The following is a 17,664-nucleotide window of genomic DNA, read 5'->3' as shown; positions in this document are numbered from 1 at the left end:
GCGAAAACGACGTGTTGAAGATGGTTTATCTCTTTGTTTTCACCGAATAAACATGCAGAAGCGCTGCGCATTTTATTTGCAAGAATGGCCCTAGTGGCCCGAGACAGAACGAATGACCTATCTCCATTCCATGCAAGCAGAGACCGATGGCATCCGGGCTATTCTGCCCGCGAAATGGCGGTCTCTGGATGGCATTGTCGGCGTGCATTGGGAGGCCGAGGCCCAGGCGGGCGCCAATGGCTACTACCTGTCGCCCGATCCGCGGATCGTCTTCTTCTTCAACGATGTCTCGAGCCAGATCCGGGTCGCTGATCGGGAAAATCAGCTTGGGCGGAATGACCGGGGCATGGCGCGGGCAATTTATGTGCCCGCCGGCGTACCCATGTGGACGCGCTTTTCGGCACGGCACCGGTTCTCCCATCTCGATCTGCATCTGCATCAGGACCGATTGATGCGCTATCTGGCGCCATCGCTTGGGGCTTCGAAGGCGAGGTCCACGATCAAGCGACCGGTCGAGGTGCAGGATGTCGGCCCGGTGGCCGCCCTTTCCCGTCTCGTCGTCGACGAACTTTCTACGGACACGCGCCATCCACTCTTTGCCGAAAGCCTGGTGGGCAGCATCGCCACCGCCCTGCTCGACATTCCCAGGGACGATGAAGCAATACAGAGCGGACGGCTCACCCAGGCCCAGATGAACCGGCTGACGAGCCACCTGGCCACCCATGGGGACCAGCGGATTACGGTGGCGGAGATGGCGGAGGTGGTTGGCCTGTCGGAAAGCTGGTTCGCCACTGTCTTTCGAGAAACCACCGGCAAGACGCCGCTGCAATGGCAATTGTCACGCCGGATCGATGCGGCGCAGGACCTGCTCTGCAATGGTTCGCTGACCATCGCAGACATTGCTGCCCAGCTCGGTTTTTCCGATCAGGCCCATCTGACGAAGGTTTTCCGCCAGGTCGTCGGCGAGACACCCGCCGCCTGGCGCCGCAGCAGGGTGCAGAGTTAAAGACAAAAAAAGCCAAAGGCCCGGCCGGATGAACCCGCCGGGCCTTTTGTTGATTACCAGGTCTGGCGGATCGTTGCGTAGATCGCGCGGCCAGGGTTGTAGTAGTAGGCACCGCCATCATTGTTGGCGATATGCTTCTCGTCGAAGACATTGCTGACATTCAGCTGGAAGCTGGTGTTCTCCTTGATCGCGTAGGAGAATGATGCGTCGAAGACCACCGCGCCGTCAGACTTTCGTGTATTCGCATTGTCGAAGTAGTAGGAGCCGGTGAAGCGTGCACCAGCACCGAAAGTCATGTCGCCGCGCGCGCCCTCGCCTTCCAGCGTATACGTAGCCCAGAGCGAAGCCATGTGCTCTGGCACCTGGGCGAAGCGATTGCCATCGACGGAACTGGCGGACGTGCTGGCGTCTACGATCTTCGAGTCGATGTAGCTGTAACCTGCGATCAGCTCGATATTCGGGGTTACCTCAACCTTGGCTTCAAGGTCCAGGCCGCGATGGCGCACCTGGTCGACCGTGTTGGCCAGATAGATCGGAGCATCGTAAGTGGTGATGTTTTCCAGCGTCAGGTCATAGATCGAAGCTGTGAACATCGCGGGGAAGGCATCGGGGCGATATTTGATGCCCGCTTCGTACTGCGTTCCGTAAGTCGGCTCGTTGCCGGTGCTCGGCGGCGCGACCGATTCTGCGTAGCTGACATAAGCAGCCAATTCCTCGGTGATCTTGTAGCTCAAGCCGAGGCGTTTGCTCATTTCGCTGTAGTCACCGCTTGCAGCCGTGCCTGCCAGCAGGTCGGTATCGCTCAAATCCAGCCAGTCATTGCGCAGGCCCACGCTTGCAGTCAGGCGATCAGAAAAGATCAGATCCTGCTGCAGGTAAATTGCGTTGGTCGCCTGTTCCAGCTGCGAACTGCTATAGGGCGACAGGCTCCCTGGTCCGCCGGAATAGATCGGGTTGGTCCAATCGATCTGGGGCGCAGCAGTGTAGTATAGCGCGCCTTCGGATTGGAAATTGTTGTAATCGAGGCCGACGAGGGTACGGCTTTCGATCGTGTCGAACTGCGTTTCATACAGCAGATGCGCATCGATATTGAACTGTTCGCTCGAATTCTCGCTGCCGAAGAAACTGCGATCAATCAGGGTGTCAGCCGGATCGCTGGCACCGAGAGAATCCCAGATGTAGGCATAGCCGAAGCCCGAACTCGCCTTGTTGTAGCGAGCGGTGGAATTGAAGCTCAGGCCGTTGCCGAAATCGTGGTCGAGCATGAAGGTGTAGGTGTTGCGGTTCGTCGTATTGTAATTGTAGCCTGGCTCACCAAAGAACACGTCACGGTCGAAATCCGTATAAAGGGGATGACCGCCGCCGCTCGGTGTGCCGTCGCGATCGAGATGATCGAAGACGAAGGTCAGGCTGGTCATATCCGTCGGACGCCAGGTCAGGCCGCCCTGGATGAAATTCTCATCGTTCTCCGAAAAATCATACTCACCATCAGCGCGCTGGAATTTGCCAGTCAGGCGGTAGGACAGCGTATCGTCTTCGGTCAGATTGTCGCCGAAATCAAAGCCCGCTTCCTTGTGGGCGAAGGAGCCAGTCGTGCCGTAGACTTCACCGAATCGCTCGCTGCGCGGCGTCTTGGTGACATAGTTGATCGCACCACCCGGATCAGACACACCAAAGCCGGTGGAGTTCGCGCCCTTCAGAACTTCGAGACGTTCGAAGGCATAGGGTTCTTCTTTGACACCGCTCCAGGTCCGGCCAACCACGAGGCCGTCCCGGTAGGTGAAAGGCGTGAAGCCACGGATCTTAATATAGTCGTAGCGGTCGTCGGAACCGTAGTAGTCCGTGGTCACGCCAGCGGTATACTGCACCACTTTCTCGATTGAGTCCGCCCCGCGCTGCTCGACTTCCTTCGACGTGATGACCGACACGGTCGCGGGGGTCGTCAGGATCTCGCCGGGCATCTTGCCGACGGCCGTGCTTTCCGTCGCTACCACCGTCTTTGAATCCGCCTCGCCCTTACCGGCGCCCTCGACGGTGATCGTTTCCAGAACGGTGGTGCCGGCTTCGGCATCGGCGTCCTGCGCCTTCAGCACCTGCGGCGCGAAGGCGATCAGGGCGGTGCAGCCGAGAAGAACGGCTGTGCGGTAGCGGATGGAGACCCTTGCGGCGTTTCCGGCGGAATTCAATCTGACCATATCTGTTTCCAGTGCTGTGACGTCCCGATGTCCCGCTGCGGCAGATCTTGGGTTCCACCGATGCAGGTCTCGTCCATGTCGCTCGGCCAATCTCGCCCCACACCGTGATCCGGATCCCCTCCGTTCGCGGTCGATGGCGCGCCGTTCAACATTTCCTTCACGGCTCTTTAACTGGATAAAATCTATCCAGTATTGTAGAATTCCGTGTTTTGTAGAATCCCCCGGAAAATCAAGGATGGCATGGGCGGCGTGGCCGCAAGATGCTTGACCTTCCTGCATGAAGCTGAGAGGGACAGTCAACTTAAAACATGGATGAGCCCTGCCCTATGCGACTGCGTTTTCGTGATCTGACACTCGCGCCGGCCCTCCTGATCGGGATCCTTTACGGATCGACCGTCATGGCGGAGGAGGTGACCGCCTATCCGGCAAAGATCACCCATGCGCTTGGCACGGCGGAAATCGCAGCCAAGCCCGTGCGCGTGGCGACCGTTGCCTGGGCAAATCATGAAGTCCCGCTGGCGCTCGGCATTGTCCCGGTTGGCATGGCAGCGGCGAATTTCGGCGATGATGACGGCGACGGGCTCTTGCCCTGGGTCTCGGAGCGGCTGAAGGCGCTGGGCGGCCCGCCGCCGCAACTGTTCGATGAGGGCGACGGCATCGATTTCGAGACGGTTGCCGAGACCCGGCCGGATGTCATTCTCGCTGCCTATTCCGGCTTGAGCCAGGCGGATTATGACACGCTCAGCCAGATCGCGCCGGTGGTTGCCTATCCGCAGGCGCCCTGGTCGACGGACTGGCGCGAGACGATCCGGCTTGACAGCGCCGGTATCGGCATGGCCCGCGAAGGCGATGCACTGATTGCCGACATCGAAAAGAAGATTGCCGCAGAGGTCGCCAAATATCCGGAACTGAAGGGCAAGACGGCCATGTTCGTCACCCATCTCGATGCGACCGATCTTAGCATGGTGAATTTCTACACCACGCAGGATACACGCGTGCGCTTCTTCAAGGATCTGGGCCTCGCCATGCCGAAAAGCGTGATCGAGGCTTCAAAGGCTGGCAGCTTCGCCGGATCGATCAGCGCCGAGCGGATCGATGATTTCAACGATGTCGACATTCTCGTGACCTATGGCGATCGCAGCCTGATTGCCGCGATGAAGGCCAATCCGCTGCTCGCCCATATGCCCGCCGTCGAACACGACGCAATCGTCACGCTTGGCCGCGATCCCATCGGGACCGCAGCCAATCCGACGCCGCTGTCGATTACGTGGGTGCTGGCAGATTATGTCGCCATGCTCGCTGAGGCTGCCAGAAAGACCTGATGAACACGACACGCCTGTTCGCCAACCGGCCGCGCGTGTCGCTGGCCTCCCAGACCGGCAGCCGGGTGTCCTGGCTGGCGGTTCTGCTGCTTGTGGCGATCCTGGTCTCGGCTCTTTCCCTGTCCATCGGCACCCGCGACGTGCCGTTGCCGGAGGTCGTCTCGGCGCTTTCGGGGCATAGCGGCACGATTGGTGAAGCGGCGGTCGCCACTCGTATTCCCCGCACACTGCTGACCATGCTTGCGGGTGCGGCGCTCGGCCTTGCCGGCGCCGTCATGCAGGGGGTCACCCGCAATCCGCTCGCCGATCCCGGCATTCTCGGCGTCAATAGCGGCGCCTCGCTTGCCGTCGTCGTGGCCGTTGCCTGGTTCGGTATAACGTCGGTGCATGCTTACATATGGACAGCCATTTTCGGCGCCGGCATCACGGCCGTCTTCGTGTATCTTGTCGGCTCCCTTGGCAGGGGTGGCGCAACACCGCTGAAGCTCGCACTTGCCGGTGCGGCAACTTCCATCGCCTTTTCCTCGCTGGTCATTGCCGTTGTCTTGCCACGGGCGGATATCGCGGGCGGCATCCGCTCCTGGCATGTCGGCGGCGTCGGCGGGGCGACCTTCGAGCGCATCGAGCCGGTCTTGCCCTTCCTCGTCGCCGGCTTCCTGATCTGCCTTTTGTCCGCACGCCGGCTGAATTCGCTGGCGCTGGGCGATGAGCTGGCCGCAGGCCTTGGTGAACGTGTTGCCTTTGCCCGTGCCACAGCCTCCTTCGGGGCGATCCTGCTGTGTGGTGCGACCACGGCCATCTGCGGTCCAATTGGCTTTGTCGGCCTCGTTGTGCCGCATGCCTGCCGGCTTCTCGTCGGCGTCGATCATCGCTGGCTCCTGCCCTTTTCCGCCGTCAGCGGCGCCATTCTGCTAACCGGCGCCGACATTGTCGGGCGGCTTGCAGCCCGGCCGTCGGAACTGGAGGTCGGCATCGTCACAGCCCTGATCGGCGGGCCCTTCTTCATCTGGATCGTCCGGCGGCAGAAGGTGCGCGCATTGTGAACACGCCGCTGAACCTGCCCATCGCGTTCGACCAGCCCAATGTCCAGGCGGCACCTGGCCTATCCTCCGTCCGGCGTCTAGCAGCCGACCGGATGCGGCAGTCCCGTCAGCGAAAGCTGACGCTTGTGGTCATGGGCTTGATCCTTGCCGCCGGTTTTCTGCTGACGCTGATGATGGGGAAAACCCTGACGCCACCGGGCGATATAATCCGGGTTCTTCTCGGAGAGACCGTGCCCGGCGCGAGCTTCACGGTTGGACAGCTGCGCCTGCCGCGCGCGGTGCTCGCCATCCTTGCCGGCATGAGTTTCGGTCTTGGCGGCGTCGCCTTCCAGACCATGCTGCGCAATCCGCTGGCGAGCCCCGACATTATCGGCATCAGCTCCGGCGCCAGTGCGGCGGCCGTCTTTGCCATTGTCGTTCTGTCGTGGAGCGGACCTGCGGTCTCTGTCTTCGCCATTGTCGCCGGGCTCGGCGTCGCCATCCTGGTCTATGGCCTCTCTGCCCGCAATGGCGTCGCCGGGCCGCGGCTGATCCTGGTCGGCATCGGGGTCTCGGCCATGCTGGAAAGCATGATCGCCTATGTGCTGGCCCGCGCACCCGCCTTCACCCTGCAAGAGGCCATGCGCTGGCTGACCGGCAGCCTGAACGGCGCGCAGCTCGCTCAGGCGCTGCCGCTTTTCGTCGCGCTCATCTTGTTCGGCGGTCTGCTCCTCGCCCGAAGCCGCGATCTGGAAGCCCTTCGCCTTGGCGAGGAAACAGCCGCTGCCCTCGGCGTCAACGTCTCCCTCACCCGTATTCTCGTTATCGTTTCAGCGGTCGGGCTGATCGCCACCGCCACCGCCGTCACAGGCCCGATTGCCTTCGTCGCCTTCCTCGCCGGGCCCATTGCCGCAGGCACGATCGGACAGCGCAGATCGCTTCTGCTGCCGGCCGCCTTTGTCGGTGCGGGCCTCGTGCTGACAGGCGATTTCGTCGGCCAGTTCCTCCTGCCCGGCCGCTATCCGGTCGGGGTCGTCACCGGTGCGCTCGGCGCGCCCTATCTCATCGCCCTGATCATCAGGGTCAATCGCCTCGGAGGTGCCGCGTGACCGATCCCCGCCTCGAGGCGCGCCAACTGTCTGCCGGCTATGGCGAAACGCTGATCATCGATGGGCTCGACCTTGCCTTGCCACCGGGCAAGATCACGGCCATCGTCGGGGCCAATGCCTGCGGCAAGTCCACGCTGCTGAAAGCCATGTCGCGGCTGATCGCGCCGCGCCGCGGCCAGGTCCTTCTCGATGGCCAATCCATCCATCAGGTCCCGACACGGGATCTGGCCCGTCGGCTTGGGCTCTTGCCACAGTCGCCGATCGCGCCGGAAGGCATCACGGTTGCCGATCTCGTCAGCCGGGGACGCCATCCGCATCACGGGCTCTTCGCCCGCTGGACGCTCCGCGACGACGAGGCGATCGCAGCTGCCCTCGACGCCACCCAGATCACCGATCTCTCCGATCGGCCGGTGGACGAACTGTCCGGCGGACAGCGCCAACGGGTGTGGATCGCCATGGCGCTGGCGCAGGAAACCGAAATTCTTTTGCTCGACGAACCAACGACCTTTCTGGACATCAGTCATCAGGTCGAGGTGCTCGATCTCCTGACCGACCTCAACCGCCGGCGCGGCACCACCATCGCCATGGTGCTGCACGATCTCAATCTTGCAGCCCGTTACGGCGACCATCTCGTTGCCATGCTGGATGGGCGCCCGTTTGTCACCGGCACGCCGGACGCGGTTCTGACGGAAGAGACTGTCCGCCGGGTGTTCAATCTCGAAAGCCGCATTGTCACCGACCCCACCTCCGGCCGCCCGATCATGCTGCCGATCGGCCGCCATCACATGACAAAAGTCCCTGCCCCGACCCTGGAGTTGCAACCATGACCGCGCACCATGATTTCGTGCTTTCCGGCATTGCCCGCCCTGCCCATGTCGCGGCGATGCTGGAAGAGATCTGCGAACATTTCGTCGAACACTCCGATGTAAAACGCGACGGCGGGACGGCGACGCTGCACAGTGATGACTGGACGATCGAGATCGTCTGCGACAGCGACACGTTGAAGATCGGCATTGGCTGCGACACCGCCGAGGCGCTTGAGGCGACCCGCACGATGTTTGCCGAGCATCTCTACTATTTTGCCGGAGAAGAGTCGTTTTCGCTCGATTGGGCGACGCCTGCACCGAAGATTACGCCTGCCAATCTGCAAGAGGCGACGGTGGTCTCGACCGAGGTTGTTACGCCCCGGATGCGCCGCGTGACCTTTGCCTGCACCGATATCACACCCTTCCTCGACAGTCACATGCATGTCCGTCTTCTCGTGCCGCCGAAGGGGCGCACGGCACGCTGGCCGGAGTTGAAGGCGGATGGCCGGATCGGCTGGCCCGAGGGAGAGGACGAGCTGATCGTGCGGATCTATACGATCCGCTCCGTCGACGTCGAAAAGGGCCATGTCTCGATGGACTTCCTCCAGCATCCGGTAGACGGCGTCGCCACCCCCGGCGCAGACTTTGCCCGTGATGCACAACCCGGCGACCGTGTGGCGATCATGGGTCCCGGCGGCGGCGGCCTACCGGAGGCGGACACGATCTTCTTTGCCGGTGACGAGAGCGCGCTTCCGGCGATTGCTCGCATGACGGCCGAAGCGCCGGCGGGAACGAAGATGCAGGCGATCATCGAAGTCGAGGACGAAGGCGAGGAACAGCCATTGCCTACGGCGGGTACGCTTTCCGTCCGCTGGCTGCATCGCTCGAGCTATCCAACAGGCGCGACGGGGGTGCTTGCCACCGAGGCGCGAGCCGTGGTGGATGAGCTCGATGCCGAAACCTTTGTCTGGTTTGCCTGCGAGAAGGACGATGTGCGCGCGTTCAAGGCCTATCTCGCATCGCGCGGACGCAATCGCCGTCGGCAATATCTGGCCTGGTACTGGGAGCGCACGCAGCACGACGCCGCCTGAACCGGGCTCACCGCTTCGGCCATAGCGCTCAGGCGGCTGCGGCTCCGCAGTCCACTCCGATTCGCCTTGCCGCCTGGCGAACGATCTCCGCCACTTCGGTCAGCTGGCGGGCAATCGGGCTCGTCTTGCGCCAGATCATGCCGATGGTGCGCGACGGCTGCGGGTCTTCAAAACGGCCAATCGAGACTTCAGCTGACCGCGTTTCCACGGCCAAGGCAATTTCCGGGATCAGCGTCACGCCGATGCCCGCGCCGACCATCTGGACCAGCGTGGACAAAGAACTGCCATCAAGGATCTCGCGAGGCCGGGCCGAGCCCAGTTCGCAGAAGGACAGGGCCTGCTCCCGGAAGCAGTGCCCCTCTTCAAGCAGCAGCAGCCGCATTTCCTTCAACGTGTCCCGATTGGGTACCGGCTTGCCCTCATCTTCAGGCGGTCGCACCAGAACGAAGTTCTCGCGAAACAGCGGGGTCTCTGTCATGCCGGGCTCGGAAACGGGCAGAGCGACGATTGCCGTATCCAGCCGCCCCTCTGAAAGCTCCTGCAAAAGCTTGGGTGTCACCGTCTCGCGGATATGGATGTCGAGACCAGCATTGCTGCGGGTGAGATCGGAGATCATCGCCGGCAGAAGATAAGGTGCAACAGTCGGGATCACGCCAATCCGCAGCCTGCCTTGCAACTGCCTCTGGTGAGCACGGGCGAGATCGCCGAGCTCATCGACCGAACGCAGGACATCGCGGACCCGGGACAGAAACTCCTCTCCAAAGGCCGAAAGCCGAACCTGCCGCGCCGCCCGTTCGAAAAGCTCGGTTCCAAGCGCCAGTTCAAGCTCGCGGATCTGTACGGACAGCGCCGGTTGGGAAATGGAACAGTCTTCCGCAGCACGGCCGAAATGGCCATGACGGGCCAGGGCTTCGAAATAGCGCAGCTGTCTCAGGGTAAAATTGATCATAACCTTTTCCTATGGAACTGATCAGTATTTCCAAATTACATTAATCGCAAGAACTTGCTAGAACCATTCCAGATGATGTCGGAGCAGGTCCTCACCGGCCCTGCCAAGGCTTGTCTGCACAAGCGAAAATGCCGGCACCCACAGAGCGGAACAGGGTTTTCGACCCTTCACCGATACCTTCATCTGGTCGTGACGCAGGCATGGTCGAATGCGCAGACGCGGTCCGAGATCACGCAAGCGGATTCTTCAAGGAGGCACTTATGGATACCCTGAGCAATAAAGGCGCCGGCAAATGTCCGGTCATGCACGGTTCGAACACCGAAACCGGATCAACCGTCATGGCCTGGTGGCCGAACGCGCTGAACCTCGACATCCTTCACCAGCACGACACGAAGACCAATCCGCTGGGCAAGGACTTCGACTACCGTGAAGCCGTCAAGCAGCTCGACGTGGCGGCCCTCAAAGCCGACATGAAGGCCCTGCTGAAGGACAGCCAGGATTGGTGGCCGGCCGACTGGGGTCACTACGGCGGTCTGATGATCCGTCTCGCCTGGCACTCCGCCGGCTCCTACCGTCTGGCCGATGGACGCGGCGGCGGCGGCGCTGGCAATATCCGCTTCGCACCGCTCAATTCCTGGCCTGACAATGCCAGCCTCGACAAGGCCCGCCGCCTGCTCTGGCCGCTGAAGAAGAAATACGGCAACAAGATCTCCTGGGCCGACCTTATCCTCTTTGCCGGCACGGTCGCCTATGAAGACATGGGTCTCAAGACCTTCGGCTTCTCGTTTGGTCGTACCGACATCTGGGGTCCGGAAAAGGACGTCTATTGGGGTGCCGAGAAGGAATGGCTCGCCCCTTCCGACAACCGTTATGATGACGTTTCCAAGCCGGACACGATGGAAAACCCGCTGGCCGCCGTGCAGATGGGTCTCATCTACGTCAACCCGGAAGGCGTGAACGGCAAGCCTGACCCGATGGCGACTGCTGCCCAGGTTCGCGAAACCTTTGCCCGTATGGCCATGAACGACGAAGAGACCGCAGCGCTGACCGCCGGTGGCCACACCGTCGGCAAGGCACACGGCAATGGCAGCGCCCAGGCACTGGGCGTCGAGCCGGAAGCCGGTGATCTGGAAAACCAGGGCTTTGGCTGGATGAACCCGAACCAGAACGGTAAGGCAAGCCTTGCGGTAACCTCGGGCATCGAAGGCGCTTGGACAGCCAACCCGACCGTCTTTGACATGGGCTATTTCGAGCTTCTGTTCGGCTATGACTGGGAGCTGACGCGCAGCCCGGCCGGCGCACAACAGTGGCAGCCAGTTGGCATCAAGGAAGAACACATGCCGGTGGACGCGACCGATCCGTCGATCCGTCGCATGCCGATGATGACCGATGCAGACATGGCAATGAAGGTGGATCCTGCCTACCGCGCCATCTGCGAGAAGTTCATGGCGGATCCGGCCTATTTCCAGGACACATTTGCCCGCGCCTGGTTCAAGCTGACCCATCGTGATCTTGGCCCCAAGGTTCGCTACATCGGCCCCGAGGCCCCGACCGAAGACCTGATCTGGCAGGATCCGATCCCGGCCGGCGCTAAGAATTACGATGTCGGTGCCGTCAAGGCGAAGATCGCGGCCTCTGGTCTCACGATCTCCGAACTCGTCTCGACCGCCTGGGACAGCGCCCGCACTTATCGCCAGTCCGACATGCGCGGCGGTGCCAACGGCGCCCGTATCCGTCTTGCTCCGCAGCGTGAGTGGGAAGGCAATGAGCCGGCCCGTCTCGGCAAGGTTCTCTCGGTGCTCGAACTGATCGCCGAAGAATTCGGCGCCAGCGTCGCCGATGTCATCGTGCTCGGCGGCAATGTCGGCATCGAGCTGGCCGCGAAGGCTGCCGGTCACGACATCATCGTGCCGTTCGCGGCCGGTCGTGGCGACGCCACTGCCGAGCAGACGGATGCCGCAAGCTTTGCAGCTCTCGAGCCGCTGGCCGATGGTTTCCGCAACTGGGCGAAGAAGGACTATGTCGTCAGCCCCGAGGAAATGCTGCTCGATCGCGCACAGCTGATGGGCCTCACCGGTCCGGAAATGACCGTTCTGCTCGGTGGCCTGCGCGTACTCGGCACCAATCACGGCGGCACCAAGCATGGCGTGTTCACCACCCGCGAAGGCCAGCTGACGAATGACTTCTTCGTCAACCTGACCGACATGGGCTTCACCTGGAAGCCGACGGGCAAGAACTCCTACGACATCTGCGACCGCAAGACCGGTGAGAAGAAGTTCACCGCGACCCGCGCCGATCTCGTCTTCGGGTCGAACTCGGTGCTGCGTGCCTATGCGGAAGTCTACGCCCAGGATGACAACCAGGAGAAGTTCGTGAAGGACTTCGTGGCTGCCTGGGTAAAGGTGATGAACGCGGATCGCTTCGACCTCGCTTGAGGCGCTGAGCGACACTGACGCCTGATACAAGGCAGACTTACGAGGGCCAGTCGGTTTGCGGCTGGCCCTTTTCCTTGCGCAGGGCCGCCAGGGCTTAGTCTGAAAGATCTTGCTTACATAAAGGCCTGCCCAGCAGGCACACTGCGGGAACTGGCGCCCCGGCGCCTGGTTACATCCACGGGTTGACGGCGAGTATCAGTCAGAGGAAGATCGATCCGTCCACCGAGCAACGGCGAGGTCAAAATGGCCGCAGGAGGGTAGAGGCAGCCCTGACACCGTCACGTCATGTTGCGATGCACAATATATAATAGTACTTTTGCGCTTTACAGCCTGAAAACTTGCGATTACACCTTGTCCTCGACACCAGGGAGGTGGTGTCGCAATTCTTTTGGGAGGACACTTCATGACATTTCTTCGCAAGCTTGCGCTCGGCGCAAGCGTGATCGCGCTCGGCTGCTCTTCGGCCGTTGCTGCAGACATGACCGTCGGCTTTTCGCAGATCGGTTCGGAATCCGGCTGGCGTGCAGCCGAGACCTCGGTGACCAAAATGGAAGCCGAAAAACGCGGTATCGACCTCAAGTTCGCCGATGCCCAGCAGAAGCAGGAAAACCAGATCAAAGCCATCAGAGGCTTCATTGCCCAGGGCGTTGACGCCATTCTCGTTGCCCCGGTTGTGGCAACTGGCTGGGAAGAAGTGCTGACGGAAGCCAAGGAAGCTGAAATCCCGGTCGTCCTGCTCGACCGCGGCGTTGATGCACCCCAGGATCTCTACCTGACCTCGGTTGCATCCGACCAGGTCAAGGAAGGTCGCGTGGCCGGTGAATGGCTGGTCAAGACCGTCGGCGACAAGCCGTGCAAGGTGGTCGAGCTTCAGGGCACCGTCGGCTCCACCCCGGCCATCAACCGCAAGAAGGGCTTCGAAGAAGCCATTGCCGGCAAGTCGAACATTACGCTTGCCCGCAGCCAGACCGGCGACTTCACCCGCTCAAAAGGCAAGGAAGTCATGGAAGGCTTCCTGAAGGCGGAAAATGGCGGCAAGGACATCTGCGCGATGTATGCCCACAATGACGACATGGCCGTCGGCGCGATCCAGGCCATCAAGGATGCAGGCCTGAAGCCTGGCACCGATATCCTGGTCGTCTCGATCGACGCCGTTCCGGATATCTTCGCCGCCATGGTCGCCGGTGAAGCCAATGCCACCGTCGAGCTGACGCCGAACATGGCAGGCCCGGCTTTCGATGCCCTCGACGCCTTCGTAAAGGACGGCAAGGCACCGGAGAAGTTCATCATCACCGAGTCCAAGCTCTACACGCCTGCCGACGATCCGCAGGGCGAGTACGACCGCCGCAAGGGCCTCGGCTATTGATCTGACTCCCTGGTGCGGTCCCGCCACCTCCTGACCGGTGGCGGGACCGTCCTTACTTTCGCTCAGCCGCATCTGCGGCTAGGCTCCGGGGAGATCGAGGGGACGTGACCACATGAACAGAATGGACGGCGCGGTGCTCGAAGCCGAGGGCATCACCAAGCGTTTCGCCAACCAGACGGCACTCGATGCCGTGAATTTTTCCCTGCGACGTGGCGAAGTGCATGCCCTGCTTGGAGAAAACGGCGCCGGCAAATCGACCCTCATCAAGATCCTGACGGGCGCCTATATTCCCGACGGCGGCGTGATCCGTCTGGACGGCGCACCCGTCTCCTTCACCACGCCGATGCAGGCACAGTCGCTCGGCATCGGCACCGTCTACCAGGAGGTGAACCTCCTGCCGAACATGACGGTGATGGAAAACCTCTTCATCGGCCGCCAGCCAACCCGCTTCGGCCTGATCGACCGCAACACGATGGCACGCGCCGCGCGCGACATTCTCGCGCGCTACGGTCTCGATATCGACGTGCGCGCCGAGCTCTCCACCTTCTCCGTTGCGATCCAGCAGATCGTCGCCATCGCACGTGCCGTTGAACTGTCCGGCAAGGTGCTGATCCTTGATGAACCGACCGCCAGCCTCGACCGCTATGAGGTGGAGAAACTCTTCGAAATCATCCGCAACCTGCGTGCCGATGGTCTCGCGATCGTCTTCATCACCCACTTCCTCGACCAGGTGTTCGAGCTCTCCGACCGTGTGACCGTGCTGCGCAATGGTAAGCTGATCGGCACAGAGCCGATCGCCAATCTCGACCGCACCCAGCTCGTGCGCATGATGCTCGGCAAGGATCTGGTCTTCCCGCATCACGACGTTGCCGGCGAAGAGGCGGAGGTTGGCGAGACGCTGATGTCCTTCCGCGACTTCGGCCTTGCGGGCAAGGTCCGCCCCTTTACGCTCGACATTCACAAGGGCGAAGTGATCGGCGTTGCCGGCCTGCTTGGCTCGGGCCGCACCGAGATGGCGCGGCTGATGTTTGGCGTCGATCAGGCCGATAGCGGCACACTCTCCATCGACGACAAGACAGCCTATGTCGGATCGCCGCGCGATGCGGTCGAACTCGGCTTCGGTTTCTGCCCTGAAGACCGCAAGATCGATGGCATCTTCGGTGATCTCTCGGTGCGCGAAAACATCGTCATTGCGATGCAGGCGCGGCTCGGCTGGTTCCGGGCATTGAACCGGGACGAACAGCTTGAGATCGCCGGCAATTTCATCGAGGCCCTCGATATTCGCACAGCCTCTGCCGAACTGCCGGTCAAGCTCCTCTCCGGCGGCAACCAGCAGAAGGTGATCCTCGCCCGCTGGCTGGCCACCGATCCGCGCTTCCTCATTCTGGATGAGCCGACCCGCGGCATCGATGTCGGCGCCCATGCCGAGATCGTGCGGATGATCACGCGGCTTCGCGAAGACGGGTTGGCGCTGGTCGTCATCTCCTCCGAACTCGACGAGATCGTCTCCTATTCCTCCCGCGTCATCGTGATGCGCGACCGGGCCATGGTCGCGGAACTGCATGGCGCCGATATCACCCCTTCGGTCATCGTCCGCACCATCGCGGAACTGCCGATTGGAGAGCCGGCATGAAAACCAATCCCTTTCTGCGCCTGATGAAACCGCAGCTTTTTGCGCTGATCGGCATCCTGATCTTCAACTGGCTGGTCTTTCCCGGCTTCTTCGATGTGACCTGGCAGGACGGTCGGCTGTTCGGTAGCCTGATCGACGTCATCAATCGCGGTGCGCCGGTGGCGATCCTTGCCATCGGCATGACGGCGATCATCGCCACCAAGGGCGTTGACCTCTCCGTTGGCGCCGTCATGGCGGTGGCCGGTGCGGTTGCTGCCACCTGCGCCGTCTCCGGCCAGCCGCTGATCGTCACGCTCTTTGCGGCCCTTGCCGTCGGCGTTGCCTGCGGGTTGTGGAATGGCGCGCTCGTCGCCTTTCTCGGCATCCAGCCCTTCGTTGCAACGCTTGTGCTGATGGTCGCCGGGCGCGGACTGGCCCAGCTGATCACAGAAGGATCCATCGTCACCTTCTCCGATCGCGCCCTGATCTTCGTCGGCACCGGCTCGCTCTTTGGCCTGCCCATGCCGGCCGTGATCGCCTTCGTCCTGATGATCGCCGCGCATCTCTTGATGCGGCGAACGGCCCTTGGTCTCTTTGTCGAAGCGATTGGCACCAATCTTTCGGCGGCCAACTATACCGGCCTGCGCAGCCGCACCGTTATCCTTGCCATCTATGGCTTCGGCGGCCTTTGCGCCGGGATTGCCGGTGTCATCGTGGCGGCCGACATCCGGGGTGCCGACGCCAACAATGCGGGCCTTTGGCTGGAACTCGACGCGATCCTTGCCGTCGTGATCGGCGGGACCTCGCTGATGGGCGGGCGCTTCTCGATCCCGATGTCGGTGCTGGGCGCCGTGATCATCCAGGCGATGAACACCGGCATTCTCGTCTCGGGCTTCCCGCCGGAATTCAACCTGATCGTCAAGGCCGGCGTGATCATCCTCATCCTGGTGCTGCAATCCGACCGCATCGGCGAGATCTTCTCGCGCCGCATGGGTCAATCTAGGCTTACGGAAAAGACCCGATGAACCCGCGTTATCGCCCTCTCGTTGCCACCACCGTCATCTTCATCGTCGCCTATGCCATCTGCATCTTCCAGTATCCGGCGATGTGGTCGACGCGGGTGTTCGGCAACTTCCTTACAGACAACGCCTTTCTCGGCATTGCCGCCGTCGGCGCCACCTTCGTCATCATTTCAGGCGGCATTGACCTCTCCGTTGGCGCGGTGATCGGTCTCACCGGCGTGGTTACCGCCGTGCTGATCACCTGGTTCGGTCTGCACCCGCTCGCCGTCTTTGCCATCGTACTCGCCTTCTCCGCCGCCTTTGGTGCCGGCATGGGGGCTGCGATCCACTTCCTGCGCGTGCCGCCCTTCATCGTGACGCTGGCCGGCATGTTCCTGGCACGTGGTCTCGCCTCGGTGCTGACGCAGGACTCGATCCCGATCAATCACGAGTTCTACAAGTTCGTCTCGACGCTTTACTACAAGCTGCCCGGCGGCGGACGGCTCTCGGCCATTGGCCTCCTGATGCTGACCGTCTTCCTCGTCTGCGGCTTCATCGCCCACAAGACCCGCTTCGGCTCCTATGTCTATGCCATCGGCGGCAACCCGACCTCGGCAGCCCTGATGGGCGTGCCCGTGGCGCGCACGACGATCGGCATCTATGCGCTCGGCTCCTTCCTCGGCGGCCTCTCCGGCATCGTCTATTCGCTCTATACCTCGGCCGGCTATCCTCTTGCGGCCGTTGGCATCGAACTTGACTCGATTGCAGCCGTGGTGATAGGCGGAACCCTGCTAACCGGGGGGTATGGCTTCATCTTCGGCACGCTGATCGGCGTGATGTTGCAGGGCCTCGTCCAGACCTATATCGTCTTCGACGGCACGCTCTCCAGCTGGTGGACCAAGATCGCCATCGGGTTTCTGCTGTTCATGTTCATCCTCCTGCAAAAGCTCGTCTTTAATGCCCAGGCTGGGCGGAAACGTCTGAAGAAGGGCACCGCATGAGTGAACCAGGGAGCCTGCTTCGCTCCCTTTCCGGACGCGTCGCGGCACGGAACTTTCATTCCCATGTGATCAATGAAATCGGCGTCGGGGTCATCTCGGGCCGGTTTCCGATCGGCACGACCCTGCCCAATGATGCAGCCCTGATCGACGAATTCGGCGTCTCCCGCACCGTGTTGCGCGAGGCGCTGAAGACGCTTGAAGCCAAGGGCCTGCTCGAGGCGCGGCCAAAGGTCGGCACAAAGGTCGCCAAGAAGAGCCGCTGGAATCTCTTCGATCCGCAGGTGCTTGCCTGGCATCTGTCAGCCCCGCCGGACGAAGAGTTCCTGCGCGGGCTTGCCGAAACCCGCCAGGCGCTGGAGCCGATTGCTGCGGGCCATGCCGCCGAGCGGCGCACCGCCGACAATCTGCGTCTGATGCATTACTGGGTGCGGCAGATGGAAATGTCGCTCGATCAACCGCTGAACTTCTGTCTCGCGGATTTCGAACTGCACCGCATCGTCGCCGATGCCTCGCACAATCCTTTCATGCGCGCGCTTTACGGCGTGATCGAGCTATCACACGCCTTTGCCTATCAGCGCGCGGTCGCCGAGCCCCGCGAAGGCGAGCTCCTCCCCTTCGTTCGGCTGCACCGCGATCTCGTTGACGCCATCGAACGCGGCAAGGCGCCGGATGCCCATGCAGCCATGCTAGGGCTGATCGACTTCGAAGCCGATTTCGCTGCCGCCGGCTGAGGGGCGAGACACCCCGCC

At 62.0% G+C, this 17,664-nt stretch carries 14 protein-coding genes; 12 read left to right on the top strand and 2 right to left on the bottom strand.

All coding sequences use genetic code 11. The features are described 5' to 3' along the window. Nucleotides 1-112 precede the first annotated feature (112 nt). Complete coding sequence (locus ACSV9I_RS18320; protein ID WP_438330223.1) at nucleotides 113-1,006, top strand: helix-turn-helix domain-containing protein; 894 nt, start codon at nucleotides 113-115, stop codon at nucleotides 1,004-1,006. Nucleotides 1,007-1,059: 53 nt separating this feature from the next. Here the strand turns inward: ACSV9I_RS18320 and ACSV9I_RS18315 are convergent, their stop codons facing one another. Next, entirely contained in the window at nucleotides 1,060-3,201 is a 2,142-nt protein-coding gene (locus ACSV9I_RS18315) for a TonB-dependent siderophore receptor (protein ID WP_438330222.1), read from the bottom strand. Nucleotides 3,202-3,527: 326 nt separating this feature from the next. Here ACSV9I_RS18315 and ACSV9I_RS18310 point away from each other — a divergent pair, with 326 nt between their 5' ends. The 5 genes from ACSV9I_RS18310 to ACSV9I_RS18290 all read left to right on the top strand — a co-directional run bounded on the left by ACSV9I_RS18310 (nucleotide 3,528) and on the right by ACSV9I_RS18290 (nucleotide 8,551). After that, nucleotides 3,528-4,523 (top strand): iron-siderophore ABC transporter substrate-binding protein, encoded by a 996-nt coding sequence (locus tag ACSV9I_RS18310; RefSeq protein ID WP_438330221.1) that lies wholly within the window; start codon nucleotides 3,528-3,530, stop codon nucleotides 4,521-4,523. Next, complete coding sequence (locus tag ACSV9I_RS18305; RefSeq protein WP_438330220.1) at nucleotides 4,523-5,566, top strand: FecCD family ABC transporter permease; 1,044 nt, start codon at nucleotides 4,523-4,525, stop codon at nucleotides 5,564-5,566. The genes ACSV9I_RS18310 and ACSV9I_RS18305 overlap by 1 nt, the downstream gene beginning before the upstream one ends. A 92-nt stretch (nucleotides 5,567-5,658) precedes the next feature. Then, entirely contained in the window at nucleotides 5,659-6,654 is a 996-nt protein-coding gene (locus ACSV9I_RS18300) for a FecCD family ABC transporter permease (RefSeq protein ID WP_438330242.1), read from the top strand. After that, a complete protein-coding gene (locus ACSV9I_RS18295) occupies nucleotides 6,651-7,481 on the top strand; it encodes an ABC transporter ATP-binding protein (RefSeq protein ID WP_438330219.1) in 831 nt (276 codons plus the stop codon). Before ACSV9I_RS18300 ends, ACSV9I_RS18295 begins: the two co-directional genes overlap by 4 nt. Beyond that, entirely contained in the window at nucleotides 7,478-8,551 is a 1,074-nt protein-coding gene (locus ACSV9I_RS18290) for a DUF2218 domain-containing protein (protein WP_438330218.1), read from the top strand. The genes ACSV9I_RS18295 and ACSV9I_RS18290 overlap by 4 nt, the downstream gene beginning before the upstream one ends. A 28-nt stretch (nucleotides 8,552-8,579) precedes the next feature. Here the strand turns inward: ACSV9I_RS18290 and ACSV9I_RS18285 are convergent, their stop codons facing one another. Then, nucleotides 8,580-9,500: a hydrogen peroxide-inducible genes activator gene (locus tag ACSV9I_RS18285; RefSeq protein WP_438330217.1), complete on the bottom strand. Its 921-nt coding sequence runs from the start codon at nucleotides 9,498-9,500 to the stop codon at nucleotides 8,580-8,582. 260 nt (nucleotides 9,501-9,760) lie between these two features. Here ACSV9I_RS18285 and katG point away from each other — a divergent pair, with 260 nt between their 5' ends. The 6 genes from katG (at nucleotide 9,761) to ACSV9I_RS18255 (ending at nucleotide 17,646) form a co-directional block, all read left to right on the top strand. Then, nucleotides 9,761-11,935 (top strand): catalase/peroxidase HPI, encoded by a 2,175-nt coding sequence (katG, locus tag ACSV9I_RS18280; protein ID WP_438330216.1) that lies wholly within the window; start codon nucleotides 9,761-9,763, stop codon nucleotides 11,933-11,935. 403 nt (nucleotides 11,936-12,338) lie between these two features. Continuing rightward, entirely contained in the window at nucleotides 12,339-13,301 is a 963-nt protein-coding gene (ytfQ, locus tag ACSV9I_RS18275; protein ID WP_054159734.1) for a galactofuranose ABC transporter, galactofuranose-binding protein YtfQ, read from the top strand. Nucleotides 13,302-13,413: 112 nt separating this feature from the next. After that, entirely contained in the window at nucleotides 13,414-14,934 is a 1,521-nt protein-coding gene (locus ACSV9I_RS18270) for a sugar ABC transporter ATP-binding protein (RefSeq protein WP_438330215.1), read from the top strand. Continuing rightward, nucleotides 14,931-15,938, top strand: coding sequence for an ABC transporter permease (locus tag ACSV9I_RS18265; RefSeq protein WP_054159736.1), 1,008 nt, complete (start codon nucleotides 14,931-14,933; stop codon nucleotides 15,936-15,938). Before ACSV9I_RS18270 ends, ACSV9I_RS18265 begins: the two co-directional genes overlap by 4 nt. After that, on the top strand, nucleotides 15,935-16,915 hold the full coding sequence (yjfF, locus tag ACSV9I_RS18260) for a galactofuranose ABC transporter, permease protein YjfF (RefSeq protein WP_054159737.1): 981 nt from the start codon (nucleotides 15,935-15,937) through the stop codon (nucleotides 16,913-16,915). Before ACSV9I_RS18265 ends, yjfF begins: the two co-directional genes overlap by 4 nt. Beyond that, a complete protein-coding gene (locus ACSV9I_RS18255; protein ID WP_438330214.1) occupies nucleotides 16,912-17,646 on the top strand; it encodes a FadR/GntR family transcriptional regulator in 735 nt (244 codons plus the stop codon). Before yjfF ends, ACSV9I_RS18255 begins: the two co-directional genes overlap by 4 nt. Nucleotides 17,647-17,664 lie beyond the last annotated feature (18 nt).

Source organism: Rhizobium sp. G187 (assembly GCF_051549525.1).
Classification (GTDB): Bacteria; Pseudomonadota; Alphaproteobacteria; order Rhizobiales; family Rhizobiaceae; genus Allorhizobium.
The sequence above is the reverse complement of the archived record's forward strand: the minus strand, read 5'-3'. Positions and strand labels throughout refer to the sequence as shown.